Source organism: Microbacterium sp. AK009, from assembly GCF_013410955.1.
Taxonomy (GTDB): domain Bacteria; phylum Actinomycetota; class Actinomycetes; order Actinomycetales; family Microbacteriaceae; genus Microbacterium.
Genome location: NZ_JACCCG010000001.1, coordinates 475,450 through 500,501, shown reverse-complemented (window position 1 = coordinate 500,501; position 25,052 = coordinate 475,450). Strand labels below are relative to the sequence as shown.

23 protein-coding genes are annotated in these 25,052 nt (G+C 70.5%); 13 read left to right on the top strand and 10 right to left on the bottom strand.

The window, feature by feature from the left end:
• Nucleotides 1-26 precede the first annotated feature (26 nt).
• The 4 genes from HDC37_RS02430 (at nt 27) to HDC37_RS02415 (ending at nt 3,270) form a co-directional block, all read left to right on the top strand.
• The gene (locus tag HDC37_RS02430) at nt 27-953 is read left to right on the top strand and encodes a 1,4-beta-xylanase (protein WP_179559097.1); all 927 of its coding nucleotides are present in this window, start codon (nt 27-29) and stop codon (nt 951-953) included.
• Nucleotides 950-1,873 (top strand): N-acetylglucosamine kinase, encoded by a 924-nt coding sequence (locus tag HDC37_RS02425; protein ID WP_179558781.1) that lies wholly within the window; start codon nt 950-952, stop codon nt 1,871-1,873. Before HDC37_RS02430 ends, HDC37_RS02425 begins: the two co-directional genes overlap by 4 nt.
• Before the next feature lie 163 nt (nt 1,874-2,036).
• Entirely contained in the window at nt 2,037-2,609 is a 573-nt protein-coding gene (locus HDC37_RS02420; RefSeq protein WP_179558780.1) for a YdeI family protein, read from the top strand.
• Nucleotides 2,610-2,724: 115 nt separating this feature from the next.
• Nucleotides 2,725-3,270 carry a DUF2510 domain-containing protein gene (locus HDC37_RS02415; protein WP_179558779.1) on the top strand — a complete coding sequence of 182 codons (546 nt, stop codon included), beginning with the start codon at nt 2,725-2,727 and terminating at the stop codon, nt 3,268-3,270.
• A gap of 74 nt (nt 3,271-3,344) precedes the next feature.
• Here HDC37_RS02415 and HDC37_RS02410 read toward each other — a convergent pair whose 3' ends face one another.
• The 3 genes from HDC37_RS02410 to HDC37_RS02400 are packed head-to-tail and all read right to left on the bottom strand — an operon-like array spanning nt 3,345 to nt 5,848.
• Complete coding sequence (locus HDC37_RS02410) at nt 3,345-4,130, bottom strand: MBL fold metallo-hydrolase (protein ID WP_179558778.1); 786 nt, start codon at nt 4,128-4,130, stop codon at nt 3,345-3,347.
• A gap of 27 nt (nt 4,131-4,157) precedes the next feature.
• Nucleotides 4,158-4,988 carry an alpha/beta hydrolase gene (locus tag HDC37_RS02405; protein WP_179558777.1) on the bottom strand — a complete coding sequence of 277 codons (831 nt, stop codon included), beginning with the start codon at nt 4,986-4,988 and terminating at the stop codon, nt 4,158-4,160.
• Nucleotides 4,989-5,023: 35 nt separating this feature from the next.
• Nucleotides 5,024-5,848 (bottom strand): alpha/beta fold hydrolase, encoded by an 825-nt coding sequence (locus tag HDC37_RS02400; protein ID WP_179558776.1) that lies wholly within the window; start codon nt 5,846-5,848, stop codon nt 5,024-5,026.
• Between the two features lie 145 nt (nt 5,849-5,993).
• Here HDC37_RS02400 and HDC37_RS02395 point away from each other — a divergent pair, with 145 nt between their 5' ends.
• The 5 genes from HDC37_RS02395 (at nt 5,994) to HDC37_RS02375 (ending at nt 11,713) form a co-directional block, all read left to right on the top strand.
• Nucleotides 5,994-8,720 (top strand): AAA family ATPase, encoded by a 2,727-nt coding sequence (locus HDC37_RS02395; RefSeq protein WP_308472075.1) that lies wholly within the window; start codon nt 5,994-5,996, stop codon nt 8,718-8,720.
• Between the two features lie 71 nt (nt 8,721-8,791).
• Entirely contained in the window at nt 8,792-9,439 is a 648-nt protein-coding gene (locus HDC37_RS02390; protein WP_179558774.1) for a VOC family protein, read from the top strand.
• A gap of 322 nt (nt 9,440-9,761) precedes the next feature.
• Complete coding sequence (locus tag HDC37_RS02385) at nt 9,762-10,259, top strand: DUF2243 domain-containing protein (RefSeq protein ID WP_308472056.1); 498 nt, start codon at nt 9,762-9,764, stop codon at nt 10,257-10,259.
• Complete coding sequence (locus tag HDC37_RS02380; RefSeq protein WP_179558773.1) at nt 10,256-11,050, top strand: cytochrome c oxidase assembly protein; 795 nt, start codon at nt 10,256-10,258, stop codon at nt 11,048-11,050. The genes HDC37_RS02385 and HDC37_RS02380 overlap by 4 nt, the downstream gene beginning before the upstream one ends.
• A gap of 111 nt (nt 11,051-11,161) precedes the next feature.
• Complete coding sequence (locus HDC37_RS02375) at nt 11,162-11,713, top strand: dihydrofolate reductase family protein (RefSeq protein ID WP_179558772.1); 552 nt, start codon at nt 11,162-11,164, stop codon at nt 11,711-11,713.
• 3 nt (nt 11,714-11,716) lie between these two features.
• Here the strand turns inward: HDC37_RS02375 and HDC37_RS02370 are convergent, their stop codons facing one another.
• The 4 genes from HDC37_RS02370 to HDC37_RS02355 form a co-directional block, all read right to left on the bottom strand.
• Nucleotides 11,717-13,789 carry an iron ABC transporter permease gene (locus tag HDC37_RS02370; protein WP_179558771.1) on the bottom strand — a complete coding sequence of 691 codons (2,073 nt, stop codon included), beginning with the start codon at nt 13,787-13,789 and terminating at the stop codon, nt 11,717-11,719.
• A 2-nt stretch (nt 13,790-13,791) separates the two neighbouring features.
• Nucleotides 13,792-14,829, bottom strand: a complete 1,038-nt coding sequence (locus tag HDC37_RS02365; protein ID WP_179558770.1) for an iron-siderophore ABC transporter substrate-binding protein — start codon at nt 14,827-14,829, stop codon at nt 13,792-13,794.
• Between the two features lie 102 nt (nt 14,830-14,931).
• The gene (locus HDC37_RS02360; protein WP_179558769.1) at nt 14,932-15,813 is read right to left on the bottom strand and encodes an ABC transporter ATP-binding protein; all 882 of its coding nucleotides are present in this window, start codon (nt 15,811-15,813) and stop codon (nt 14,932-14,934) included.
• Between the two features lie 768 nt (nt 15,814-16,581).
• The gene (locus HDC37_RS02355; RefSeq protein WP_179558768.1) at nt 16,582-17,652 is read right to left on the bottom strand and encodes a spore photoproduct lyase family protein; all 1,071 of its coding nucleotides are present in this window, start codon (nt 17,650-17,652) and stop codon (nt 16,582-16,584) included.
• A gap of 138 nt (nt 17,653-17,790) precedes the next feature.
• On the opposite strand from HDC37_RS02355, the gene HDC37_RS02350 reads away from it, so the two are divergent.
• A complete protein-coding gene (locus HDC37_RS02350) occupies nt 17,791-19,161 on the top strand; it encodes an HNH endonuclease signature motif containing protein (protein ID WP_179558767.1) in 1,371 nt (456 codons plus the stop codon).
• A 172-nt stretch (nt 19,162-19,333) separates the two neighbouring features.
• Here the strand turns inward: HDC37_RS02350 and HDC37_RS02345 are convergent, their stop codons facing one another.
• Complete coding sequence (locus HDC37_RS02345; protein WP_179558766.1) at nt 19,334-19,789, bottom strand: VOC family protein; 456 nt, start codon at nt 19,787-19,789, stop codon at nt 19,334-19,336.
• Nucleotides 19,790-19,888: 99 nt separating this feature from the next.
• On the opposite strand from HDC37_RS02345, the gene HDC37_RS17365 reads away from it, so the two are divergent.
• Together HDC37_RS17365 and HDC37_RS02335 are read left to right on the top strand one after the other, a co-directional pair.
• Nucleotides 19,889-21,382, top strand: coding sequence for a WYL domain-containing protein (locus tag HDC37_RS17365; RefSeq protein WP_179558765.1), 1,494 nt, complete (start codon nt 19,889-19,891; stop codon nt 21,380-21,382).
• Nucleotides 21,383-21,409: 27 nt separating this feature from the next.
• On the top strand, nt 21,410-22,573 hold the full coding sequence (locus HDC37_RS02335; protein ID WP_179558764.1) for a GTPase family protein: 1,164 nt from the start codon (nt 21,410-21,412) through the stop codon (nt 22,571-22,573).
• On the opposite strand, the gene HDC37_RS02330 is transcribed toward HDC37_RS02335, so the two are convergent.
• Complete coding sequence (locus HDC37_RS02330; RefSeq protein WP_179558763.1) at nt 22,570-23,196, bottom strand: hypothetical protein; 627 nt, start codon at nt 23,194-23,196, stop codon at nt 22,570-22,572. The genes HDC37_RS02335 and HDC37_RS02330 overlap by 4 nt on opposite strands.
• A 60-nt stretch (nt 23,197-23,256) precedes the next feature.
• Between HDC37_RS02330 and HDC37_RS02325 the strand changes: the two genes are divergently transcribed.
• A complete protein-coding gene (locus HDC37_RS02325; protein WP_179558762.1) occupies nt 23,257-24,171 on the top strand; it encodes a CHAD domain-containing protein in 915 nt (304 codons plus the stop codon).
• Between the two features lie 2 nt (nt 24,172-24,173).
• Here the strand turns inward: HDC37_RS02325 and HDC37_RS02320 are convergent, their stop codons facing one another.
• Complete coding sequence (locus HDC37_RS02320; protein ID WP_179558761.1) at nt 24,174-25,052, bottom strand: LLM class flavin-dependent oxidoreductase; 879 nt, start codon at nt 25,050-25,052, stop codon at nt 24,174-24,176.

The window sequence follows — 25,052 nt, the reverse complement described above, 5'->3', positions numbered from 1 at the left end:
CGCTCGAGGGCGGGCCCGTCTGCGGGATGACCTGGGGATGGGTCGGCGTCCGCGGCGAATGGGACACCCCCGAGGCCGAGGCTTCGATGACCGCGATGGCCGAGCACGGGGTCACCTGGACGGCGCTGGCCTACGCCGCCGAGCAGGCGACGGCGTTCTCCACCAGCATCCCGTTCGAAGACGAACCGACGGTCACCGACGACGAGATCGTGGCAGCCATCCGTCGCGCCCACCGCCTGGGGCTGAAGGTGGTGCTCAAGCCCGTGGTGAACGTCGCCGACGGTACGTGGCGGGCGCACATCGGCTTCTTCGACTGGGATGTTCCGGGCGAGCCGTCGTGGACCGAGTGGTTCGCCTCGTACCGCCGGTTCCTGCTGCACGCGGCGCGGATCGCCGAGGCGGAGGGCGTGGCGATGCTCTGCATCGGGTGCGAGATGGTGCGCGCCGACGGGCAGGAGGCGCACTGGCGGGCGCTGATCGCCGACATCCGCGCGGTCTACTCCGGGCCCCTGACCTACAACTGCGACAAGTACCAGGAGGACCGCATCACCTGGTGGGATGCGGTGGACGTCATCTCCTCCAGCGGGTACTACCCCACCGGCACGTGGCACGAGCAGCTCGACCGGATCGAGGCGGTCGTCGAGCGCGAGGACAAGCCGTTCTTCTTCATGGAGGTGGGGTGCCCGAGTCGCGAGGGCTCGGCCCGCCTGCCGAACGACTGGAGCCTCGCGGGGCCGCCGTCGGGTGACGAGCAGCGGGCGTACTACGCCGAGATGTTCGCCGCGTGCGAGAGCCGTGACTGGGTGGGCGGGCTGATGCTCTGGGACTGGCCGGCGCGGCTGTACGCGCGGGAAGACGCGGCCCGGAACGACGACTACTGCCCGTACGGCAAGCCGGCGGGCGACCTCATGCGCGAGACCTACCTGCGCTGGCAGAGGGAGAAGGTGCGATGACGGCGGCGAGCGCGGTGGTCGCGATCGACGCCGGACAGACGGGGATGAAGGTGCGCGTCGCCCCGCACGGGGCGGCGCCGGTGGATCAGGTCTTCCCCGGCATCCGCACCCATGAGCCGCTGCTGCCGCAGCTGGCGTCGGTGGCGATCGCCGCGGCCCGCCACCACGAGGTGCGCATCGACGTGCTGGCCGCCGGGGTCTCGGGCCTCACCGACGCGGAGTCGGATGCCGCGTCGCTTCGCGCCGCGGTCGCCGCCGAGGCGCCGGATCGGGTGCTGCTGGCCCACGACTCGGTCACCTCCTACCTCGGGGCGCTCGGCGACCGCCCGGGCGCCGTCGTCGCCGCGGGAACGGGCGTCGTCACCCTCGCCGTCGGCCGGCACCGCGTGGCGCGCGTGGACGGGTGGGGCAACATCATGGGCGACGCCGGCAGCGGCTACTGGATCGGCCGCGAAGCACTCGAGGCCGTGATGCGGGCCTACGACGGGCGCGGCCCGCGCACCGCGCTGTCTGGGCTCGTCGCCGAGCGCTGGCCCGAGGTAGAGAGCGCCTACATCGAGCTGCAGGGCGCCGCCGACCGGGTCGCTCAGATCGCCGCACTCGCGCGCGGTGTCGCCGAGCTCGCGGCGGACGACGCGGTGGCAGCCGACATCTGCCGTCGCGCCGCCGCCGAACTGGCCCTGTCGGTTGCGACCGCGCTCGACCGTGTGGCCGAGGATCCGGACGCCGAGGCCCAGGTCGCCGCGATCGGCGGCGTCTTTCGCGCCGCCATCATCCGCGACGGGTTCGCCCTGGAGCTGGCCCTCCGGCATCCGCGCGTGCGCCTGCGGTCCGCGCGGGGTGCCGGCGTGGACGGCACGGCCGAGCTCGCGCGGCTCGGGCCGGGCCACCCCCTGCTGTCCCACGTCTCCGTGGCGTAGCCCGGGCGCCCCTCGGTCGTTGAGCGAGCGCAGCGAGACGAAACGCGCACCCCCGGGTCTCGTTTCGTCTCAGTCGCTCCGCTCCCTCGCTCAACGACCGTCCGCACCGCGCAGCGGGACGAAACGCCCGCGCAACGTCCGCCCCTGCGCCTACCCTGCAACCATGGTCGCGACCTCCGACAAGCCCGAACTCCACGTCGACACCGTCGAGGAGTGGGAACGCTGGCTCGAGTCCGGTCCCGGCCCCGAGGGCGTACGGCTGCGCGTGCGGAAGACGGCTTCGAAGAAACCCGGCATCACGTATGCCGAGGCGCTCGACGCAGCGCTGTGCTTCGGATGGATCGACGGTCAGAAGCTGTCGCTCGACGCGGACTACTTCCTCCAGGTGTTCACGCCGCGCCGGCCGCGCGGGGTCTGGTCGAAGGTCAACATCGCGCACGCGGAGCGTCTCATCGCCGAGGGACGGATGCGCCCGCCCGGGCAGCGTGAGATCGACCGCGCGAAAGCCGACGGGCGCTGGGACGCCGCGTACCGCCAGAGCGACGGCGACATCCCCGCCGAGTTGCAGGCGGCTCTGGACTCCGACCCGACCATCGCCGCGGCGTTCGCGGCCCAGTCGGCGCAGAACCGCTTCGCGATGTCGTTCCGGATCAGCAACCTCAAGCGGCCGGAGTCCCGCGCTGCCCGCGTCGCCCAGTACGTCGCCATGCTCGAGCGCGGCGAGACGATCCACTAGGGGGAGCTGCGGCGGCGCGACAGCCTTGAAGATGCCCTGCACCCGGGACACGCGGCGCTTCGAGAGTTACCCTGGGCGGGCGCGCCACCGGTGACGCCAAGCGAAGGACCCGACGATGAACCCTCCCCCCACGCCCCCGGCCGGCTGGTACGACGTTCCCGCCGGGGGGAAGCGATTCTGGGACGGCAAGAGCTGGTCGGCCGATGTCGTCGGCGCGCCGAGCGCGACGGCCGAGTACGAGGCGCTCGATCCGTACCTGCCGCCGCCGCGCGCGACGACCACCGTTGCGACTGTGCCGATGACTCCCCTCGTGGAGTCTGCGGCCGCCGGGTGGTATCCGGGTCCGACCGGAGCGCTGCGGTGGTGGGACGGCCGGCAGTGGGGTCCGTTCGCACCCTCGGTCGTGGCGCCTGCGAAAGAGGTGGGGATCGCCTACCTCTTCCTCCTCCTTCTCGGAGGCGTCGCCGCACAGCGCTTCTACCTCGGTCTGATCCCCTCGGCGATCGTCTTCAACATCCTGTGGTGGGGCGGGTGGCTGCTGTCGATCCTGCTGATCGGCATCCCGATGATCCTCGCGGCGGCGATCTGGTGGGTCGTGGACCTCTTCCTCCTCCCCACCCTGGTTCGCCGCGCCAACGCGGTCCGGGTGATGGGGCAGTAGCGAGCCGCGCTCGAAAGTGCGTCGACGCGTTTCGACTCGGGTGCTCCGCGCCCTCGCTCAACGACCGGGACGCCCTACTCCGAAACCTCCACCGCCACCCCGTCGGGCAGCCACCGCACCCGGTCGCGCACGGCGGGCGGCGCCGCATCCAGAGCCCTTCGCAGCCCCACCTCCCCGTCGCGGAAGTGCGACCACCCCTCGTAGTGCGCCGGCACGACGACACCCGACCGCAACGCGTCGATGAACCGCACCACGTCGCGTCCGGTCATCGTGTACGTCAGCGGCCCGGTTGCCGGGAATCCCACTCCGCCGGCGTTGACGATCGCGACATCCACCGTCATCCCGCGAGCGATCCGCACGAGCTCGCGGGTGAGGACGGTGTCGCCGCTGATCCACAGATCCGGATGCGGGCGGTGCTGCCGCCGCAGAGTGAAGCCGATCACGTCACCGCCGATCGCCCGGCTGAGGGGAGGCCCGTGCCGCCCCGGCGTCGCCAGCACGCGGAGCGTCTCCTTTCCCTCTCCCTCGAGCAGAACCGACTCGTCTGGGCGCAAGCCCCGGACAGACACCATCCCCAGCCTCCGCGCGCCGCTCGCCGTCGTCACGACATGCGTCGCCTCGGGCAGGAGCGCGCGGCCCGCGTCATCCAGATTGTCGGCGTGGTGATCGTGACTGAGCAGGATCACATCGATCGGCCCGAGATCCGGCGCGGCCACGAACGGCCCCGCCGTCTTCGTGCTCGACGTCCCGAGCCCGAACCCGTACCGCCGCCCGGGCGGGTCAAAAGTCGGGTCGACGAGGATCCGCCACCCCGCCAGCTCGACGAGCACGGTCGGCCCGCCGATCCGCGTGAGCTTCATCGCGAGATCCTCGTCGACGTGAACAGATCAGGCGTCCGACCGCACAGACGCCCGCGCGTGATGCAGCGCCCAGTCGAGCGCGTAGTCGGCGACGGCCTCCCACCCCGGTTCGCCGCACGTCCAGTGGCCGCGGCCCTCGAATTCGTGGTACTCGGTGAGGGCCGGCGACTTCTCCCAGTGCTTGGCGTTGGACTTGTTCACCGCCGGCGGCATGATGTGGTCGACGCTTCCTCCGATGAACAGCAGCGGTGCGCGATCGACCGAGTAGTCGACCCACGTCTCCTGATGCCCGGGCTGGAAGTTCGCGAGCAACCCGTACGCCCACACCCAGTTGCCCGGTGCGGGAATCGCGTAGCGCTCCCACGTGGCATCCGATTCCTCCCGGCTGAGAGCGTTCGCGAACGCGTAGTGCCACTCCTCCTTGGTGAAGCCGACCGCGCGACGGAAGTTCGCGGGGTTCTTCAGCGCCGGGAAGAGCGACCGGGCCTGCGACAGCGGGGTGACCCGCACGCCCTCGGTCGGCGCCGAGTCGATCGCGACCCCCGCAGCGCCGAGCCCCCGTGCCAGCAGCATCTGCGTGAGCAGCCCGCCGAAGGAGTGCCCCATGATGATCGGCGGGCGCGGCAGCGCCTCGATGACGCCCGCGAGGTGCGCGACGGTCTCGGGCACGGTGAGATCCGCGATGACGTCGGTGTTCTCGCGCAGAGCTTCGACCTCGATCTCGAACCCCGGGTAGGCGGGGGTCAGTACGGTGAAGCCCTTGGCTTCGTAGTGCGCCTTCCACTCCTCCCAGCTGCGCGGGGTGACCCAGAGGCCATGGACGAGGACGATCGTGTCGGGTGCGGCTTCGGTGCTCATGAGGGGGTCCTTTCGGATCGGTGGAGCGCGGGTGTTCAGGATCGGAGGAAGCGGAGGATGTCGCGGTGCAGACGCTCGCGCTCGGTGTCGGGCAGGCCGTGGGCCCCGCCTTCGTACACGAGCAGTTCGGCGTCGCGGATGCCCGCGGCCGACAGGCGTCCGCTGATCTCGAACGGCACGATCTGGTCGTCGTCGCCGTGGATCACGAGCGTCGGCACGTCGACCTTGTCGAGGTCGGGCCGGAAATCGGTGGCCGAGAACGCGGCGATGCACTCGTAGGCGTTGCGGGTGCCCGACGCCAGGCCCTGCAGCCAGAACGCGTCGCGGGTGCCCTGCGGCACGTCGCCCGTGCGGTTGTTACCGAAGAAGGGACCGTCGGCGAGATCGCGGTACAGCTGGGACCGGTGGGATGCTTCGCCTGCACGGATGTCGTCGAAGACGGCGATCGGCAGCCCGCCCGGATTGTCGTCGGTCTGCACCATCATCGGCGGCACCGCCGAGACCAGCACGAGCCCCGCCACGCGGGTCGAACCGTGGCGCGCGACGTAGTGCAGCACCTCTCCCCCGCCGGTGGAGTGCCCGATGAGGGTGAGGTTCTGCAGGTCGAGGTGATCGATGAGACAGGCGAGGTCGTCGGCGTAGGTGTCCATCTCGTTGCCGTTCCACGTCTGGGTCGACTTGCCGTGTCCGCGTCGGTCGTGGGCGATCGCGCGGTACCCTTCCTGGGCCAGGAAGAGCGCGGTCGCCTCCCACGCGTCGGAGTTGAGGGGCCAGCCGTGGCTGAGCAGCACGGGTGCCCCGCCGCCATCCCAGTCCTTGTAGAAGATCTGTGTTCCGTCATCGGTGGTCACGTAGGGCATGGGGTCCTCCATCTGCTCGACGCCAGCGTGGCCCGGGGCGAGTGCGAGCGCACCACGTGGAGCACGTAGTCCTTCGCGCGGAGCCGCGGAATCCCCCGGCAGGTGAGGCTTCCGCTCGTGGGACCGGGGGCGCTAACCTGACCGCATCGACGCGGGACGGACTCTGCTCGGGCGCGCGGACGAGTCCGAACGACTCCGCGCGCTGCTCGCGGGCGTCCGCAACGAGGCCGGCGGCGCGCTCCTCGTCTCGGGAGAGCCCGGCATCGGCAAGACCTCGCTGGTCGAGTCGGCGCTGCACGACCATGCGCAGTCACTGCGGGTGCTCGCGATCCAGGGCGTCGAGGTCGAATCCGGCATCGCGTTCGGCGCGCTCCAACGCCTCGGGCGCCCGCTCATCGCGTTCGTCGACGACATTCCCGACAGTCAGCGCGCGGCGCTGCGGATCGCCGCGGGGGTCGACGAGGGACCGCCGCCGCAACCGCCGCTGGTGGGTCTGGGGTTCCTCTCCCTCCTCGCCCGCGCGGGGGCCGACCGAGCGACCGTCTGCACCGTCGATGACGCCCAGCACGTCGATGCCGAGTCGCTGCTCGTCCTCGGGTTCGTCGCGCGCCGGCTCTCGGCGGAGAGGGTGGGGCTCATCGTCGCCGCGCGCACCGACGAGGGTGTCGAGGGGGCACTCGCGGGCGTGCCGCGGATCGAGCTCGGCGGACTCGACGCCGAGGCGGGATCGGCTCTCCTCCGCCAAGACGTGGACGGCGAGCTCGACCCCACCGTCGCGGCCGAGTACGTCCACGACACCGCCGGCAACCCGCTCGCGCTCCGCGAGCTCGCGACCGAGCTGTCGGCGGCGCAGCTGACATCCACCGCCATCGCCCACTCTCCCGTCCCGATCGGCGGGCGCCTCGAGCTGATCTATGCCGAGCGGATGTCGGAGCTCCCCGAACCGAGCCGAGATTGGCTGCTCGTGGCGGCCACCGAGTCCAGCGGCGACCCCGCCGCTGTCGCGGCCGCGGCCGAAGCCCTCGGGATCCCGGCCGACGCCTCTGCGGCCGCCGAGGGCATCGACTTCGTCTCGGTGCGCGAGGCGGTGCGCTTCCGGCATCCGCTCATCCGGTCCGCCGTCTACGGCGCCGCCACCGATGCCGCCCGACGGAGGGTGCACCGGGCGCTCGGCGCCCACGCACGCGAGCGCGGGCAGCGTGACGTCGCGGCCTACCACGCGGCTGCCGCCGTGCATGGCCCCGACGCCGAGGTCGCCGCCGAGCTGACTGCCGCCGCCGACGCGGCCGGAGCCCGAGGCGGCATGCTGTCGCGCGCGCACCTGCTCGCGCGGGCGGCGGAGCTCACACCGGATGCCGCGGAGGCGAGCGATCGCTCCGTCGCCGCTGCCGAGGCGGCGCTGAGCGCGGGCGCGGCGCGGCTCGCGCTGCACCTCCTCCCGCTGGGTGACGAGACGGCGCTGACCCAGGTGACGCGGGCGCGCAGACTCATCGTCGAGGCGATGGCGAGCCTGTTCCTCTCCGAGCCCAACGGCCTTCGTGCCGGCATGGCGAAGCTCATGACCGCGGCCGATCTCGTCGGTGATGTGTCGCCGACACTCCGCCGGCGGGCGCTCCTGCTCGCGCTCAATTCGGCGACCGTGACCGAGGAGCAGGCGATCGGCGCGACGACACGGGAGCTCGGCGAACGGATGCGGGAAGCATCCGGCGGCGATGACGTCACCGCCGTCCTGCTGCAGGCGGTGAGCACGTTCATCCTCGACGACTACGCGACCGCCGTGCCTGCCCTTCGCCGCGCCGTCGAGGCGCTGCGTGCCGAGTTGGATTCGGGCGACACGACGCTGGCGTTCTACGTCACCATGCCCTGCGTCGCGCTCTGGGATTGGGAGGGTGCCGCGCAGCTCTTGCGCCGATCCGCCGAGATCGGCCGTCAGGCCGGGGCGCTCCGCGACGTGGATGCGTGTCTGTGGACGTTGAGTGCCGTCGAACTGAGTCGAGGCCACGCGCAGGCCGCCGCCGACTACATCACCGAAGCGGCAGAGCTTCGCCGCGCGCTCGGCTTCGGCGACGAGCAGGCGGTCAACGCGGCGCTGCTGGCCTTCCAGGGCACGCCGCTGACGACCGTCGAGCAGATCAGCCACGCCATTCACGAGGCGGGGTGGGGCGGCATCTCGCGGATGACCGGCGAAGCGATCGCCGTGAACGAGCTCGCCGCCGGAGCGTACGAGTCGGCGTACGAGCGATTGGGGCCGCTCGCGCGGCATCCGTTCCTGCAGGCGAGCTACCGCCACCTGCCCGAGTACTTCGAGGCGGCGGTGCACAGCGGCAACCGCGCGTCGGCCGAGTGGGCGCTTCATCGGATGAAGACGCACGTCGACATCAACGGATCGGTCGTCGGGCGAGCCCTGTACACGAGGTCGCTGGCGCTGATGGCTGATGACGCCGACGCCGAGCGCCACTTCGTCGACGCGATCGCCCTCTTCCCGCCGGCGCATCAGGCCGACATCGGCCGCGCGCGCCTCATCTACGGCGAGTGGCTTCGCCGCGTGCGGCGGCGCGCTGACGCCCGGGCGCAGCTCGAGCTCGCCCTCCGCGACTTCGAGGCGACGGGCGCGATCGGATTCGCCGAGCGTGCCCGGCGCGAGATCCTCGCCGCGGGCGGTTCGATGCCGTCGGATTCCTCGTCGGTCGATCCGCTGAGCAGCCAGGAGCGTCAGGTCGCCTTGCTCGCCGCGCGCGGCGCGACGAACGCCGAGATCGCCGCGACGATGTTCATCAGCCCGAACACCGTCGACTACCACCTGCGGAAGGTCTTCCGGAAACTGGAGATCAGCTCGCGGCGGCAACTGGCGGACCGGTTCAGCGAAAAGTGACCCGACCGACCGTGCGGTGGGTTCGCTTCCTGCGCCTGTTGCGACCGCACCGCCGAGACTAGCCTTGCGAAATGGTGTCGCCGCTGTCTGACGAAGAGTTCTCGAATGCGTCTGGAGTGGAGTCGTGGCGCGTCCTGTTCTGGGGCGCGAAGACGGCGTTCCCTACGGGCGACTTCGCAACGGGGGCGAGACTGGTCGCGGCGATAGCAGATCAGGTCGCGGCCGTCGGCCACTCCCCGATGATCGACCTGCGCGACGACACGGTGACGGTCCAGGTGCTCACCATCGGTGCCGGGCTGACCGACCTCGACCTGGAGCTGGCGAGACGCATCTCCACTGTTGCGGCTGAGATGGGGATCGTGGCAGACCCGTCTCGAGTGTCTCAGCTCGAGATCGCGATCGACGCTCGCGATCGCGAAAGCGTCGCCGACTTCTGGAGCGCCGCGCTCGGATACGTTCGCGTCGGACCAGGGACGATGGTCGAACCGAACCTCATCGGCCCGACGCTCTCCGTCCATGAGAAGGACTGGACTCCACCCCGCAACCGCATCCACATCGACGTCTCTCTGCCCCACGACGAGGCGACGGCACGTGTGAACGCCGTCCTCGCCGCGGGCGGCCGGATGCTGGGCGACCGGCACGCGCCCGCATGGTGGTCACTGATCGACGCCGAGGGAAACGTCGTCGACATCGCGACGTGGCAGGGTCGCGATGAGTAAGCGCGGATCGATGCGTGCGGCCGCCCGCGACGTGGACGCGGGAGCCTGTGAAATGACCGCCGCCCGTACTGAGCGTTCATCTGGCAGGGGAGGCGCCTACGCCGTGAACCAGATGCGACCAGGCGTTGTTGCACCGCCACGGGCTTTTCATCTCGCCGCTCCTGAGTAGCCACCCCTAGCTCTGCAACGCGCCGCAGGCATACCTCGTCCGTGCTCCTAGGTCCGGCGGCGGCCGTGCGCGAAATACGGCCTGTCAAGGGGCTCGGCGCCGGGTGGCCGCTCTGGTTTCGTGGACCACTCCACAAGAGAGGCGGACGAACCGGTGAGCACTGCAACAGGCGAGAAGACCGAGGTCGACCTGCCGGCGAGGGGTCGCGCTTCGCAGCGGAACGTCTGGTCGGGCGTCCTCTTCGGCGTCGGGACGGTGGCGTTCATCGACGAGGCGGTCTTCCACCAGATCCTGCACTGGCACCACTTCTACGACCTGTCGGGGACGGACGTCGGCCTGGTGTCGGACGGGTTCTTCCACGCACTGAGCTGGTTCGCGACGATCGGCGGGCTGTTCCTCGTCGCCGATCTACGCCGGCGCCGAGCGTTCTGGGCGACGCGATGGTGGGGTGGTGTTCTGCTGGGCGGCGGCGCCTTCCAGCTCTACGACGGACTCGTCCAGCACAAGCTCCTCGGAATCCATCAGATCCGCTACGTCGACGATCTGCTCGCGTACGACCTGGCATGGAACATCATCGCCGTCGTGATGATCGTGGTCGGTTCACTTCTCGTGATCCGGACGCGCCGCAGCATCCTGCCCGCCGGACGATGACGCACGGCCACCCGGCCGGCGGCTTCTCCGGCGCCGAAGCGATAATCGCGATCCCGTTCGGAGTGGCGATCCTCGTCTATGCGGCGGGCGTTGTCCTTCAGCACCGGCGGGGTCGATCATGGCCGTGGTACCGGACCGCCGCGTGGACGACGGGCGTAGCGGTCATCGCTGCGACATTCCTCGGGCCGCTCGCGGCGGCCGCGCACACGGACTTCGTCGCTCACATGGGCGCGCATCTTCTCGTCGGCATGGTCGGCCCGCTCCTGGTCGTCCTCGGCGCACCCGTGACGCTGGCCTTGCGCTCCTTGCACGTCAGTCGCGCCCGTCGTCTCACACGGCTGCTGCGAAGCCTCCCTGCGCGGGTCGTGGGCACTCCGGTCATCGCCGCCGTCCTCAACGTGGGCGGACTGTGGGCGCTGTACACGACCGGCGTGTTCGCGATCATGCAGGGCAATGCGGCTCTGCATGCGGCGGTGTCGGTGCACCTCCTGCTGGCGGGGCTGCTCTTCACCGCGGCGATTATTCCGATCGACCCGGCGCCACATCGCGCCGGGTTCGGGATGCGGGTGGCAGTGCTCCTTGCGGCGATGGCGGCGCACAGCATCCTCGCGAAGTGGATCTACGCCCACCCTCCTGCCGGCGTCGACGCTGGTGCCGCGGAAGCGGGCGCGATGCTGATGTACTACGCAGGAGGGGTCGTCGACGGAGTCGTCGTGCTCGTCCTGTGCGCCCAGTGGTACCGGCATGCCGGGCGGAGTCGGCAGCGAACTGCTCGGGTGGCTGTCGCGTAGGGCCGCCTTGTCGGGGCTGCCGAGGCGAGGCGACGGTGTCTAGGCTCGAATCATGGCGACCAACGCGAATCTGATCGACATCGCAGGGGCCACGCGCAACCCGGAGCGATCATGAGCCTCGTCTTCATCCACGCCACCCTGACCCTCGATGGATTCCTGGCGGGCCCGGACGGCGAGGTGGACTGGATGTTCGACTTCCCCTCGGCGCCGGAGGATCAGGAGGTCGTCGACCGCGTCTGCGCGAACATCGGCGCCGTCGTCGGGGGCGCGAACACGGCCCGCACGATCGAAGACGGCGAGATCCCGTACGGCGGAATGGTGAAGGCGCCGGTCTTCCTCATGACGCACACGCCCGCCGAACCCATCGAACGGGACGGCATCACCTACACCTTCGTCGTCGATGACATCGCGACCGCGGTCGAGAGCGCGAAGCGCGCCGCAGGCGAGAAGTGGGTGAGCCTCCTCGGCGGCAGCATCTCGCGGCAGTGTCTGCACCTCGGACTGGTCGACGAGATCCATCTCGACGTCGTGCCAGTGCTGCTCGGTGACGGGATCTCGCTGTTCGCGGGACTCGGGATGCGTGTGGATCTCGAACGACTCGAGACGTCGGCGTTCGCGAGCGAGACCCATCTGCGGTTCCGGGTCGTGCAAGCGGCGGGCTGACCCTCACGCGTCACGCGACCGCCACAGCAGCCACACGAAGTACGGCGCCCCGATCAGCGCGACCACGAGGCCTGCGGGCAACTGCGCCGGAGCGATGATCGTCCGCCCGAGGGTGTCGGCGGCGCCGACCAGCACCGCTCCGAGCAGCACCGCGACCGGAATCGACCGGCCGTGCTTCGCACCCACCAGCGCCCGCGCGGCGTGCGGGGCGACCAGTCCCACGAACCCGATGACACCCACCGCCACCACGCCGAGCGCTGCGAGCACCGCCGCTGTGATGAGCAGCGCAAGGCGCGTGCGTTCGAGGCGGATGCCGACGAGCTTCGGGGTGTCCTCATCCATCGCGAGGATGTCGAGGTCGCGGCGGCGCGCGAGCGCGAACGGCAAAGCGATCGCCAGCACGATCGCCAGCGGGATCACCTGCTCCCAGATGCGCCCGTACGTGGTGCCCGACAGCCAGGTGTAGATGCGCGGGGTGTCCCACGGGTTCGCGCGCAGCAGCACGAAGGTGGTCAGCGCCACCGCGCCGTACGAGACGCCGATGCCGATGAGGATGAACCGGTCGGCGCTCAGCCCTCCGCGCCACGCCAGGGCATAGACCAGCGCGAACGCCAGGAGTCCACCGATCACGGCGGCCACCAGCATCCCGAAGTTGCTCGCCGTCGCGCTCGTGACGACCAGCACCGCACCGAGCCCGGCACCCCCGGTGATGCCCAGGAGGCCGGGTTCCGCGAGCGGGTTGCGGCTGACCGCCTGCGTGATGCTCCCCGACAGCCCCAGCGCCGCGCCCGCGACGACGGCGGCGACCACGCGCGGAGCGCGCTCGTCCAGCGCGAACGCGACGAGAGGGGGCGCAGAATCGGTGAGCCACAGCACGATGTCGCCGGTGAGGAGGCGGGTGCTGCCGAGCAGCATCCCGGCGAGCACCACCCCGCCGAGGACGAGCGCCGACGCGGCGACGACGATCACGAAGCGGCGCTGGGTGCGCACGCCGATCCGCATCGACGGGGGCCGACGGGTGGGTCCCGAATCGCGCAGGCGCCGCGCCATCACGACGAGCACGATCGCCCCGAACACGGTGGTCGCAACTCCGGTCGGCACGGCGATCGCACCCTCGGCGCCGATGAGGGCGCGCAGCAGCGCGTCGGCGAGGATCACCACGATCGCGCCGATGAGTCCCGACAGCGGGATGAGCAGGAGGTGCCGCCCGAGCGCCGGCACCACCCGCACGAGGAGCCGTGCGAGCACCGGGGCGCAGAGGCCCACGAACCCGATGGGGCCGGCAAGGGTGACGGCGGTGGCGGTCAGCAGAACCGCGATGAGGATGCCGGCGACCCGCGTCGCACGGATCGGCACCCCCAGCGACGAGGCGGTGTCGTCGCCGAGGGCGAGGACGTCGAGGCGACGCGAGAGCACGAGTGCGAGGACGACCGCGAGGACGACGACCGGCGCGGCGCGCAGGAACGCCTCGAGCCCGAGCTGCGAGAGGCTGCCGCTCCCCCACGCGAGCAGCCCCTTGGTCTCCTCGGCGAACAGGACGAGGAGCGCCGAGGTGCCGGCCTGGAAGGCCAGCGCGAGCGCGGATCCGGCGAGGACGAGCCGGGTGGTCGAGGTCCCGGCGCCGCCGGCGAGCCCCAGGACGATCGCCGCGGCGGCGAGTCCCCCGACGAAGGCGACGACCCCCGAGGCCCAGATCGGCACGACGATGCCGAACGCCGCGACGGCGGTGACGGCGAGGTACGACCCGGCGGTGACGCCGAGGGTGTCGGGCGAGGCGAGCGCGTTCCGCGACAGCGACTGCATGAGCAGGCCCGCGACGCCGAGCGCGACGCCGACCGCGACCCCGGCCGCGAGGCGCGGGATGCGTGACCCCCAGAGCACGTCGGCGTCGGCGAAGATCGCGCCGCTCGTCCCCTGCGTCAGATGCCAGCCCGCGGAGAGGACGAGCACCACGAGGAGCGCGGCGAGCACGCCGAGCCCGAGGGCGGCCGATGAGCGAGGGGCGTGGGGCGCAGCATCCGTCCGGTCTGCACCCTGGGCTTGGGAGCCTTGAGCCCCCTCGCTCACCGACCGCATGTTCACTGGGTGATGGCGGCGACGTACGCGTCGATGATCTGCTCGGCGGAGCGCGGGCCGCCGAAGGTCCAGATGCCGGCCGGGAACGCGGTGACGCGTCGCTCGGCGACGGCCGGAATCGACGCCCACGCCGGGTTGGACTCGGCGGCATCGATGAAGCTCTCGTAGTCGGGGTCCTCGGTGCCGGTGTAGAAGAAGTTCGCGTCGCCGACCGTGGTCATGCCCTCGATGTCGGTCTGGCCGAGGCCGTAGGCGGGGTCGACCTCGCCGGCCCAGGCGTTGGTGAGGCCGAGCTCCTCGCCGAGCTCGCCGACGAGCGAGCCCTGCCCGAACGGGCGGATCGACACGTTGCCGCCGTCGACGTAGCCGTCGAAGTAGACGAAGTCGGAGACCTCGGGCGTGGCACCCTCGACCTCGGCCTTGGCGTCGGCGAGGTGCTGCTCGAACTCGTCGGTGACGACCTCGGCGCGCTCCTCGCGGCCGGTCGCCTGCGCGATGAGATCGAAGGTGTCGAGCATCTGCGCGATCGGGTCCTCGGCGTTCGCGCCGACGGTGGCGAGCACGGGGATGCCGTACTCCTCGAGCTGGCCGATGATCGCGTCGTCGCGGGTGTACGCCTCGACGATCACCAGGTCGGGCTCGGTGGCGAAGAGGGCGTCGAGGTTCGGCTCCTGGCGGGTGCCGACGCTCTCGACACTCTCGGGAAGCTCTTCGGCGGAGTTCCACGTGCGGTACCCGTCGGCGTCGGCCACGGCGACCGGGGTGAGGCAGAGGGCGAGCACGTCTTCGATCTGCTGCCATTCGAGCACCGCGACCCGCTCGGCGGGCTGGTCGAGGGTGACGGTGCGGCCGAAGGCGTCGGTCAGCTCGACCGGGCCGCTGGAGGTCGTCGTGGTGTCGTCGGCGCAGCCCTCGCTCGTGGAGGTCGCGGCTGCGCCGCTGGCGTCAGCCGCCGGGGTGGTCTGGGTGGTGCCGCAGCCGGTGAGCGCGAGGGCGAGGGCGGCGGCGCCGGCGAGCGCGGCGAGGGTCTTCTTGGTCATGACGGACTCCATCGATGGGTGGGGGGTGCGGTGAAGAGAAGAGCGGATGCCGGGGCGCGGCGCCGTGCGCGCGGCGTGCCTGTGAGGCGTCGGCGTCAGGCGTCAGGCGGAGACGGCGTGCAGGTGGCGCGGGGCGGAGTGGACGCGGGCCCTGTTGCGGGCGTCGTGGCGGCCACGCGGAATCACGCGGACGCGCCCCGTTGCGGCATCCACTTCTGTATCGATGGCGAACTCGTAGACCTCGGTGAGGTTCGCCGCGGTGAGCACGTCTTCGGGTGTGCCGGCGGCGTGGACGCGCCCGCGGCTCATCAGCACGACCTCGTCCGCGATGAGGGCCGCGTGGTCGAGGTCGTGGAGCACGACGCCGACGGCGGTGCCGTGGTCGGCGAGGTCGCAGATGAGGTCGAGCGTCTCGACCTGGTAGCGCAGGTCGAGGTGGTTGGTGGGCTCGTCCAGGAGGAGGATGCCGGTGCCCTGCGCAAGCGCGGTGGCCAGCCACACGCGCTGCAGCTCGCCGCCGGAGAGCTCGTCGACGGGGCGGTGCTCCATGGCGAGGAGCCCGGTGAGGCGGAGGGCGTGGTCGATGGCGGCGCGGTCGGCGTCGCCGAGGCCGGCGAAGCGGCTGCGGTGCGGGTGGCGTCCGTGGGAGACGATGTCGCGCACCTCGAGGCCCGACGGGTGCGGGCGCGACTGCGACAGCATGGCGACGGCCTTGGCGAACTCCTTGGCCGAGAGCGTGCTGGCGTCGCGGGGACCCGCGGGGGTGTCGACGTGGACGTCGCCGGCGTCGACGCGGTGAAGGCGCGCGAGGGCGCGGAGCGCGGTGGACTTGCCGCTGCCGTTCGGACCGATGAGAGCCGTGACCACACCGGGGCGGAGGTGGAGCGAGACGTCGTGCACCACGCGGGTGCGACCGTAGCTGAGGGCGAGGGAGTCGCCGCGCAGCGCGCTCGTCGGTGTGCTCGTCTCGGTGTCGGTCCTCACGTTAGGTGAGCCTAACCTAGGGTCGCTGCGGGTTCAAACGGGAGTGTCGCAGGGTCTCTCGATCGTGAGAGATGGGGTGGTGCGGGGCGGGTGTTGCGCGGGGAGGGTGTCGCGGGTGCGGGTGTCGCGCGAGGAGGGGTTGCGCGCGCCGCGTGCGCGTGCGGTGCCTGAGGCCCGGGGTGCGGGGCTCGGGGCTCGGGGCTCGGGGCTCGGGGTTCGGGGTTCGGGGTTCGGGGTTCGGGGTTCGGGGTTCGGGGTTCGGGGTTCGGGGTTCGGGGCTCGAGAGTCGTTCGTTCGTCGCATGTACGCGCGGGCCGGGTGCCGGCGTACATCTGCGACGAACGAACGGCGGGCGGGACCGCTGAAGGACGAGCGGGACGGCGCCTCCGGCGGCGCGGCCTGCCACGCCCCGTCCCCCGGCTTCGTTCGTCGCATATGTACGCGGTCAGGGATCGAGGGCGTACATCTGCGACGAACGAACGCCCGGGTGGGGGCGACCCCGGGCGGAGCGCGGTTGACGCCGGGTGCGCGCGGGCCGGCACCGAGCTTCGGCGCAGCGGAACCCGAGGCGTCCCCGACTTCGTTCGTCGCAGATGTACGCCGAACGGCCCCACGGCGTACATCTGCGACGAACGAACGGGCCGCGAGCGGGGCAGGGTCAGCGTGCGCAGATCGGCGAGGCGCCGCATCCGGACGGTCGGGCACCACCCGCGCGCGAGCCCGACAGTCCCGCACGAGCGGAACGGCCCAGCTCGACCGAGGTCCTACTCAGAACGCATACCGCACGCGGCAGTACGGGAGCTTCTCCGCGATCAGGGCCTCGAGCTGCGCGACGGCCGCGCTCTTCAGGCCGTAGCGGTACCGCACGTTCACGGCCCCGTTCTGCGAGAGCTTGGTCTCCTGGTTCTGCGGGGTCCACAGCAGCTCTTCGGCTTTCGGGTGCCATCCGAGATTCACCTCATGGAGCTGCTCGTTGTGGGTGAGGAAAATGACCTCGCAGGCGAGCTGCGCCTTCGCACGATCGTGGAGGGTGGCATCGAGCTCGTCGAACAGCGCGGTCCACTCCTGCACCCAACCGGGAGTGAGGATGACGGGAGAGAAGTTCACGTGCACCTCGTAGCCGGCATCGACGAAGTCGTTGATCGCGGCGATGCGCTCGCTCATCGGCGAGGTGCGGATATCGGTGACCTTGGCCACCGCGTGCGGCATGAGGGAGAAGCGCACGCGGACCCGCCCCGCGGGATCCCAGCCGAGCAGGTCGCGGTTGACGAACTTCGTGGCGAAGGATGCTTTCGCCGTCGGCGTCATCCGGAACAGCTCGCAGAGGTCGCGGACGTTCTCGCTGAGCATCGCGTCAACGGAGCAATCGCTGTTCTCGCCGATGTCGTACACCCACGAGTCGGGGTCGCACTGGTTGGGCGTGGTCTTCTCGCCCTGCTTGGCGACATGGCGTGCGAGGTGACGGGTGATCTGGTCGATGTTCGCGAACACCGTGACGGGGTTGCTGTATCCCTTGCGCCGCGGCACGTAGCAGTAGGCGCAGGCCATCGCGCATCCGTTTGCCGTAGAGGGCGCGATGAAGTCGGCCGACCGGCCGTTCGGGCGCGTCACGACGCTCTTCTTCACACCGAGCACGAGCGCCTCGGTCTTGATGCGCACCCAGCGGGCGACGTTGGTCTCATCGCCGTGCACCTCGGGGATCTGCCAGTGAGAGGCGATCGGCACGATCTCGGCGTCGGGCCAGCGTGCGATGATCTCCTGACCGCGCGGCAGTTCGATCGCGGCATCCTCCGCGTAGATGCGGCTGATCTGCAGCAGGGGCGCAGCGGTCTTCGGCATCCTTCCTGTCTACCCGGAGGGTCGGACATCGGGGCACGGTGGGTTGCGCGGGCCCGAATCGGATGGCTCAGATTCGGGTTCAAGCTATGGTTGAGGGTTTCGGGTGTGGATGTCGGAGGGTGGTGGGATGCTTCATACATGCGTTCGAACCCGCGGCTCACTGTCCTCAGCGACGAGGACCGGTTTGAGCTGACCGGGATCCTGGCGGAGGCCGAGGCCGCACAAATCGCGTTGGCGGCGGCGGAGGCTGCGCAGACGCGTGCGTTGGCGGCGGCGGGGGCGTTCGCGGCACGGCTCGCAGAAGGGTCGTCGGCGGTCGTGCGCGACCGGGACATGGCGCTGCGGGGTGTCGCAGCCGAGATCGCCGCGGCGGTCCGACTATCGGACCGGTCGGTGCAGCGCCAGATCGATAGTGCGTTCGCGTTGGTCAACGACTACCCGGCGACGGTGCACTGCCTGGAGAAGGGGCTGATCACCCGGGCACACGTCGCGGTGGTGGAAGACATCGGGCGGCGGGTGCCCCTGGAGTTGAAGGGTGAGTTCGATCAGCTCGCGGCGGAGATCTGCCTGGACGAGACCCCGGGTCGTGCCCGGGCGGAGTTGGAGGTCATCGCCGAACGGATGCACCCGCGGACGTTGACGGAGCGGCATGGGGAGGCGTTCCGGGAGCGGAAGATCGTCCGTTACACGATTGGGGAGGGGATGTCGGAGCTGCGGTCTACGCACTCCTCGGTGCTGATCGAGGGGATCTTTCAGCGGGTCACGGAGCAGGCGAACGCCGTCATCGCCGCTCGGGAGCCGGGAGCGGGTGACACCCGGTCACTGGACGAGGTCCGTGCCGACCTGTTCGCCGACATGCTCCTCACCGCCATCCCCGCGATCGACCCCACCGGTGACCAGCCGGGCGGGCTCGGAGCGATCAAGGCGAAGGTGCAGGTGGTCATCCCCGTCATGGCGCTCATGGGGCAGAGCGACGTCCCGTGCGATCTTGCCGGGGTGGGACCGATCGACGCGGGAACCGCGAGGCTGCTGGCGGGGAACAGCTACGACACGTGGGAGCGGCTGCTGACCCACCCCATCACCGGGTTGACGATGGCGGTGGACACCTACCAGCGCACCAAGGCGATGGACCGGTTCATCAAAGGCAGGGACAAGCACTGCCGGTGGCCCGGATGCCGGATGCCCGCCCGCAAATGCGAAGTCGACCACAACCATGACGCGGCGCTGGGTGGGAAGACGGAGATCTGCAACCTGTGTTGCCTGTGTCAACGGCATCACAGCATGAAGCAGTTCACCGCCTGGACAGTCCGGCAACTCGACGGTGGGGTGATCGAGTGGACCTCCCCCACCGGGCGGGTCTACATCGACAACCCACCCGGCCACGGGGTGCACTTCACCCCGGAAGAAGACCTCCCCGACGACCTGTGGGCGAAGTGGACGAACCCGGGCATCGAGTTCCGCATCACCGACGAACCGGCCGACGACCCCTACGAACCCGCCCCGTTCTGACCGTCGGCGGTGGGGCCGGCGGAGCGCACCTCGAGCTTCTGCCGACTGCGCCGTGATGCACCATCGGATCGCGGCGTCCGCACCTCGCCACCTCGAGAGCAGCGCGCCGCTCTGACTCGCGAAGCGTCGCGCTCCTCGACGCCACCGGATCTCTCCCCGACCTCCCGACGAGTCAGGCCGAGGTGACGCTGACACTCCAGGTGACGCCGAAACGATCCGTGAGCATCCCGAACCCCGCGCTCCACGCGGAAGCCGCGAGCGGTTCGACGATCGTGGCCTCCACCGACAACGTGTCCCAGTAGCCCTGGAGCTCATCGAGGCTGTCCGAAACGAGCGACAGGAAGAGCGCCTGATCGGTCACCGTCGCGTTGTTCTCGCGACGCGTGGAGCCACCGCCGGCGACACCGCCTTCGATCTGGCCCGGGATGTCGTAGCCCATGATTCGAAACCCGTTGTCGGCGGCGATCACCCCGAAAACGACCTTCTCGGCACCGGGCATGTCTGCCGGCATCCCGAAGTCGGCGTAGGTGCTGACGGCAAGGTGACCGCCGAACACGGAGCGGTAGAACTCCAGCGCCTCCCGCGCATCGCCGCGGAAGTTCAGGTGGGCGGTGGTCTGGATGGTCATGTCTTCTCCCTGTGAGGACGGAGCCGGCCCTCGCCGACAGCACAAGACTTCCAGCCGTCTAGGTCAGTCTCGGTCCTACATACGATCTAGTCTCAGAACATGACGGCGACCAGCACCTCGCGGCTGCTGAACCTCCTGTCTCTTCTCCAGACCGGGCGCGAATGGCCCGGGTCCCTCCTCGCGGAGCGACTCGGGATCAGCCCCCGCACGGTGCGCCGTGATGTCGACCGACTGCGGGAGATGGGGTACCGCATCGACGCGACCATGGGACCCATCGGCGGATACAAACTGGATGCCGGCAGCGAGCTGCCCCCACTGCTGTTCGACGACGACCAGGTCATCGCCCTGGCGATCGCTCTCCAGTCCGCGACCGTCTCGGGCGTCGGGATCGAGGAAGCGGCGCTGCGGGCTCTCACCACCGTGCGCCAGGTCATGCCGTCCCGGCTGCGCCACCGGCTCACCGCCCTCGACTTCACCGCCATTCCGGGCAAGATCGGCGGCACGACCCGCGGGGCCGTTTCGCCCGAGGTGCTCGTCGCCGTGTCTTCCGCTGTCCGCGCCCAGCACGTGCTGCGCTTCGACCACGCAGGGCGGCCGCGCCGCGTCGAGCCCCATCACCTCGTCGTCTTCGAAGGCCGGTGGTACCTCGTCGGCTGGGACCTCGACCGCTCCGACTGGCGGATCTATCGCGTCGATCGCCTCGCACCCCGCGCGCCCACCGGGCCCCGGTTTACCCCGCGCCTGATCCCCGGCGGCGACGTCGCCTCCTTCGTGTCGGGACAATTCAAGGGCTCCAAACGGGGCGACAGCTGGCCGTGCGTGGGAAAGGTGATCCTCCATCTCCCCGCCCGAGCCGTGCTCCCCTTCGCCGGCGACGGCGTCGTCGAAGACCTCGGCGACGACCGGTGCAGTCTCGAGGGCGGCTCGTGGTCATGGATCGCGCTCGCGGCGTCCCTCAACCGATTCGACACCGCCATCGAGGTGCTCCACCCCGCCGAGCTCGCTGCCGCCTTCGGCGAGCTCGCGGCCCGGAACGCAACGACCGCGCGTTCGTCGAGACAACAAGGGGTGCTCGTCGTCATCTCCGGACTCCCCGGCGTCGGCAAGTCGGCTGTCGCCGACGAGGTCGCCCGCATGCTCGGCGCCGTCCACCTCTCGATCGACAGCGTCGAAGAGGCGCTGCTCGCCTGCGGTCTCCAACCGGGATGGACCACCGGAGTCGCCGCCTATGAAGCGGTACGCGCCGCCGCCGAGCAGAACCTCAGGCTCGGCCGCACCGTCATCGTCGACGCGGTCAACGACAGCGAACCGGCGCGCGACACCTGGCGCCGCGCGAGCGCGGCGACGGGCACGCCCCTGCGCTTCTTCGTGCTCGACCTCGCTGACACCGCCGAGCACCGGCGCCGGATCGAAGGCCGCGCACGCGGACTCGCCCACGTCGGCGAACCGTCGTGGAGCGACATCCGCTCACGCTCCGAGGCATTCGAACCGTGGCAGGGGCCGCACGAGCGGATCGACGCGTCGGCGACGCTCGCCGCGGTCGCGGCATCCATCCTTCATCGCTTGGAAACAGCCGAGCCGCGTACTCCCTGACGGCCGTTCGCGCGTAGGGTTTCGAGCATGGCCGCCGACCCGCCCGCAAAGAAGCCGCAGATCGATGAACGGCCGTTCCTCGAGGCGACGTCGGAGGCGAAGTCGCGCTACGGCCGTTTCAACCTCGCCGTCATCGGCAACACCGGCGTCGGCAAGTCGTCGCTCGTGAATGCCGTCTTCCAGCGCGACTGGGCCGCCGTCGGCAAAGGCCTCCCTGTCACGAAGGGCGTGTCGTACTACCACGACGACTCCCTCGGCATCTGGGACATCGAGGGCTTCGAGATCGGCTCGGCCGTGCCGCCCCGCGAGCAGCTCCGCGACCACCTGAAGACCATCGAGCAGCACCCGCGCAATGAGCAGATCGCGGTGGTCTGGTACTGCGTGAAGGCCGACGACGACCGGCTCACGCGCGCCGACATCGAGATGATCCAAGAGTTGGATGCCCGCGGGTTGCCGGTCATCCTGGTGCTGACGAAGGTCGACTGGGAGCGCAATGCGCTGAAGGGGAGCCGTCGCCCCACGAAGGGCACGCGCGAGTTCATCGACTGGCTCGAGAATCCCGTCGACGAGAACGGACGACCGATCACGATCCCGTTCGCCCGGGTCATGCCCACCTCCACGCGCGAGAGAGACGGAAAGGGTGCGGGCCACGGGCTCGGTGATCTCGTCGCGGAGACCCTCGCGCTGTCGCCCGCCGACGCGAAGGACGCGTTTCGCATCGCCCAGCGACTCAACCTCCCCTGGAAGCGCGAGATGGCCCGGCCCGTCATCACCGGAGCGGCAAGCCTCGCCGCCGGCGTCGCAGCGACGCCGATTCCCGTCGGTGACGCGCTGGCCCTGGCGCCGATCCAGCTCGGGATGATGGGGCGCATCGCCGCCATCTACGACCTCGAACTGAAGACCATGATGTCGGCCGGCACGCTCGCGCAGCTCGGCGTGCAGATCTCAGGTCAGGCCCTCGCACGCAGCTTCCTCAAGCTCATCCCCGGGGCCGGCAACGCGGTCAACGCCAGCGTCGCCGCGGCCCTGACCGTCGCGATGGGTGAGGGATGGATGCGCCTGTGCGAACAGGTGCACACCGGCAAGCTCGATCTCGCCAAGGTGGGCGATGCGTGGGGAGAGTACGTTCCCGGCGCGCTCGACGTCGTCCGCAAGATGGCCGAGCAGCGGGTCGGGAAGAAGAAGATCTAGCCGGCAGCGGTGGTGCCGGCGGGGCGGATCCGGATGCCGGACGACTTCAGCTCCAGCGCCGCCAGCTGCGCGAGCACCGCGGGGTCTTGGCGTCGCCACGCCCCCGACGCATCGGGGTCGACGGCGGCGAGGGCCGTGAGCTTCTGATTCGCCAGCGCGCGCAGGGCGAGGAGATCCACCCCCGCACCGCTGCGGAGGACGACCCGTGCACGACCGGCCCGTCGGATGAAACGGATGCGGGGGATCAGCCAGACGGCCAGCACTATCGCCGTCGGAATGAGCGCGATGCCGAGCCCGAGCGTCAGCGCCAGCTGCTGCACGAGCACCTGCTGGCTCTCCCCCGCGCTCTCCAGTGCCGCGCCGGCGGAGCTCGCGCCGTCGAACGGCGCCCGCACGGCCCCGCCGATCAGTGGAACCCCCGCGAGCTGATCGCCGATGTCGGTCATCGAAGCCTCGAACCCGCTCCCCGCCCGCTGCATGTCCACGCCGAACGTTGCGAGGGCTGCGACCGCGGAGTAGACGGTGATGCCGAACCAGATCCAGATGATGATCGCGGCGAGCGCGAGGGCATCGGCGATGATCTGACGGGTCCGCTGCGGCGCGAAGTCGGAATAGAGTTTCACGGCCCCACACTGTCATGGGACGGTCGATACAGTGGGGGCTCACGACCTCCGGAGCCACACATGTCGTCACACAGCGCGGATGCCGCTGATCGTCCTCTGTCCGGCGGGACGGCCGGGGAGGTGCTCGTTCCGTATGCCCGCTCCCAGGTCGAGGCCATCTTGGAGAACGAGACGCGCGCACGACTCGACGTCGCCGGAGGGGTGCATCAGATGCGCGTCGCGACGCGCCGGCTGCGAAGCCTGCTGCAGACGTTCGGGCCGATGTTCCGAACAGAGGAGGTCGCCTCCTTTCGCGCCGAGCTGACCTGGCTGGCCGGGGAACTCGGCGTCGCCCGCGACGCCGAGGTGATGCGCGAGGAGATGGCGGCGGCGATCCGCGACGAGGATGCGACCGACGATCTCGGCGCGGGTATCGAAGCGAGGATGGATGACGCGCACCGGACAGCGCATGCGGGTTTGCGTGACGCGCTGGATTCTCATCGGTATCGCCAGCTCGTCCTCGCGTTGCGACGCTTCGTGGACGAGCCACCGCTGAGCGCGAAGGCCGGGAAGCGCGCCCGTCGCACGCTCCCCCGACGAGCCGGCAAGGCGTTCAAGCGAGTGCGCACCCGTGTCGTCCGCGCCCGCGAGGCCGTCACCCCGCACGATCGCGACCTCGCGCTCCACGAAGCGCGGAAGGCGGCGAAGCGGGCCCGATACGCGGGAGAAGCGCTGACGGACGCCTTCGGAGAATCCGCTGCTCAGTTCGCGTCGCGGATGGAAGACGTGCAGGAAGAGCTCGGTGAGTATCAGGACAGTGTGGTGATGCGGGCGCGGCTGCGCGAACTCGCCGACTCCGAGACGTCACCGCACACCGCCTTCCTCTACGGGCGCCTTCACGCGCGTGAGGAACGGCGCGGTGAGCTCGCCCTTCACCGCTTCGATGAGGCGTGGGAGGCGGCGACGAAGAAGTCGGTGAGAGCGTGGACGCGCTGAGCTCAGCAGACGCGTGACGCGACCTCGACGAGCACGTCCTCGCTGCCGGCGTAGACCCCGTCCGCCCGCGGCCAATGCGTGATGACGTCGGTGAACCCGAGCTCGGCGGCGTGCCCCGCGGCATCCTCGAACTTCTGCACGCTCTCGAGGAAGTAGGTGCTCTCCGAGTCGAGCGAGAGGTACCGGTCGAGCGTCCGAGGGTCGCGCCCCTGCGTGTCGAGGGCGTCACCGAGCCGCGACGAAAGCCCCGCGATCGCCTGCCACCACTCCTCCTCGGGCGTGCCCTCGGGCCCCGTCGTCACCCAGGCGTCGCCCCGCTCGGCGACGAGGGCGAGGCCCTTCGGCCCGTTCGCCGCGAGGATCAGCGGCATCCGAGGCCGCCGCGCCGGCTGCCCCACCATCCGGGCGCTCCGGGCGGTGTACCAGTCGCCGTCGACGCTGATGCCGCCCGAACCCGGCGCCTCGAAGCGCAGCAGCTCGTCGAGCGCGCTGACGAACTCGACGTATCGTTCGTGCCGCTGACGGGGCGTGTACTCGGGCTGACCGAGGACGAAGGCGTCGAAGCCGGTTCCCCCCGACCCGACACCCAGCAGCATCCGTCCGCCCGAGATCTCATCGACGGTCGCCATCTCCTTGGCGAAGGGGACCGGATGCCGGAAGTTCGGCGACGCCACGAACGTGCCGAGCCTGATCGTGGTCGTCGCGAGGGCCGCGGCGGTCAGCGTCGGGATCGTCGCATACCAGGGCTGATCGGCGAGAGACCGCCACGAGAGGTGGTCGTAGGTCCAGGCGTGGTCGAAGCCCAGCTGCTCGGCCGCCTGCCACTTCCGGCGGACCTCGGCCCAGGGCTCCTGCGGGAGGATGACGATGCCGTGGCGCAT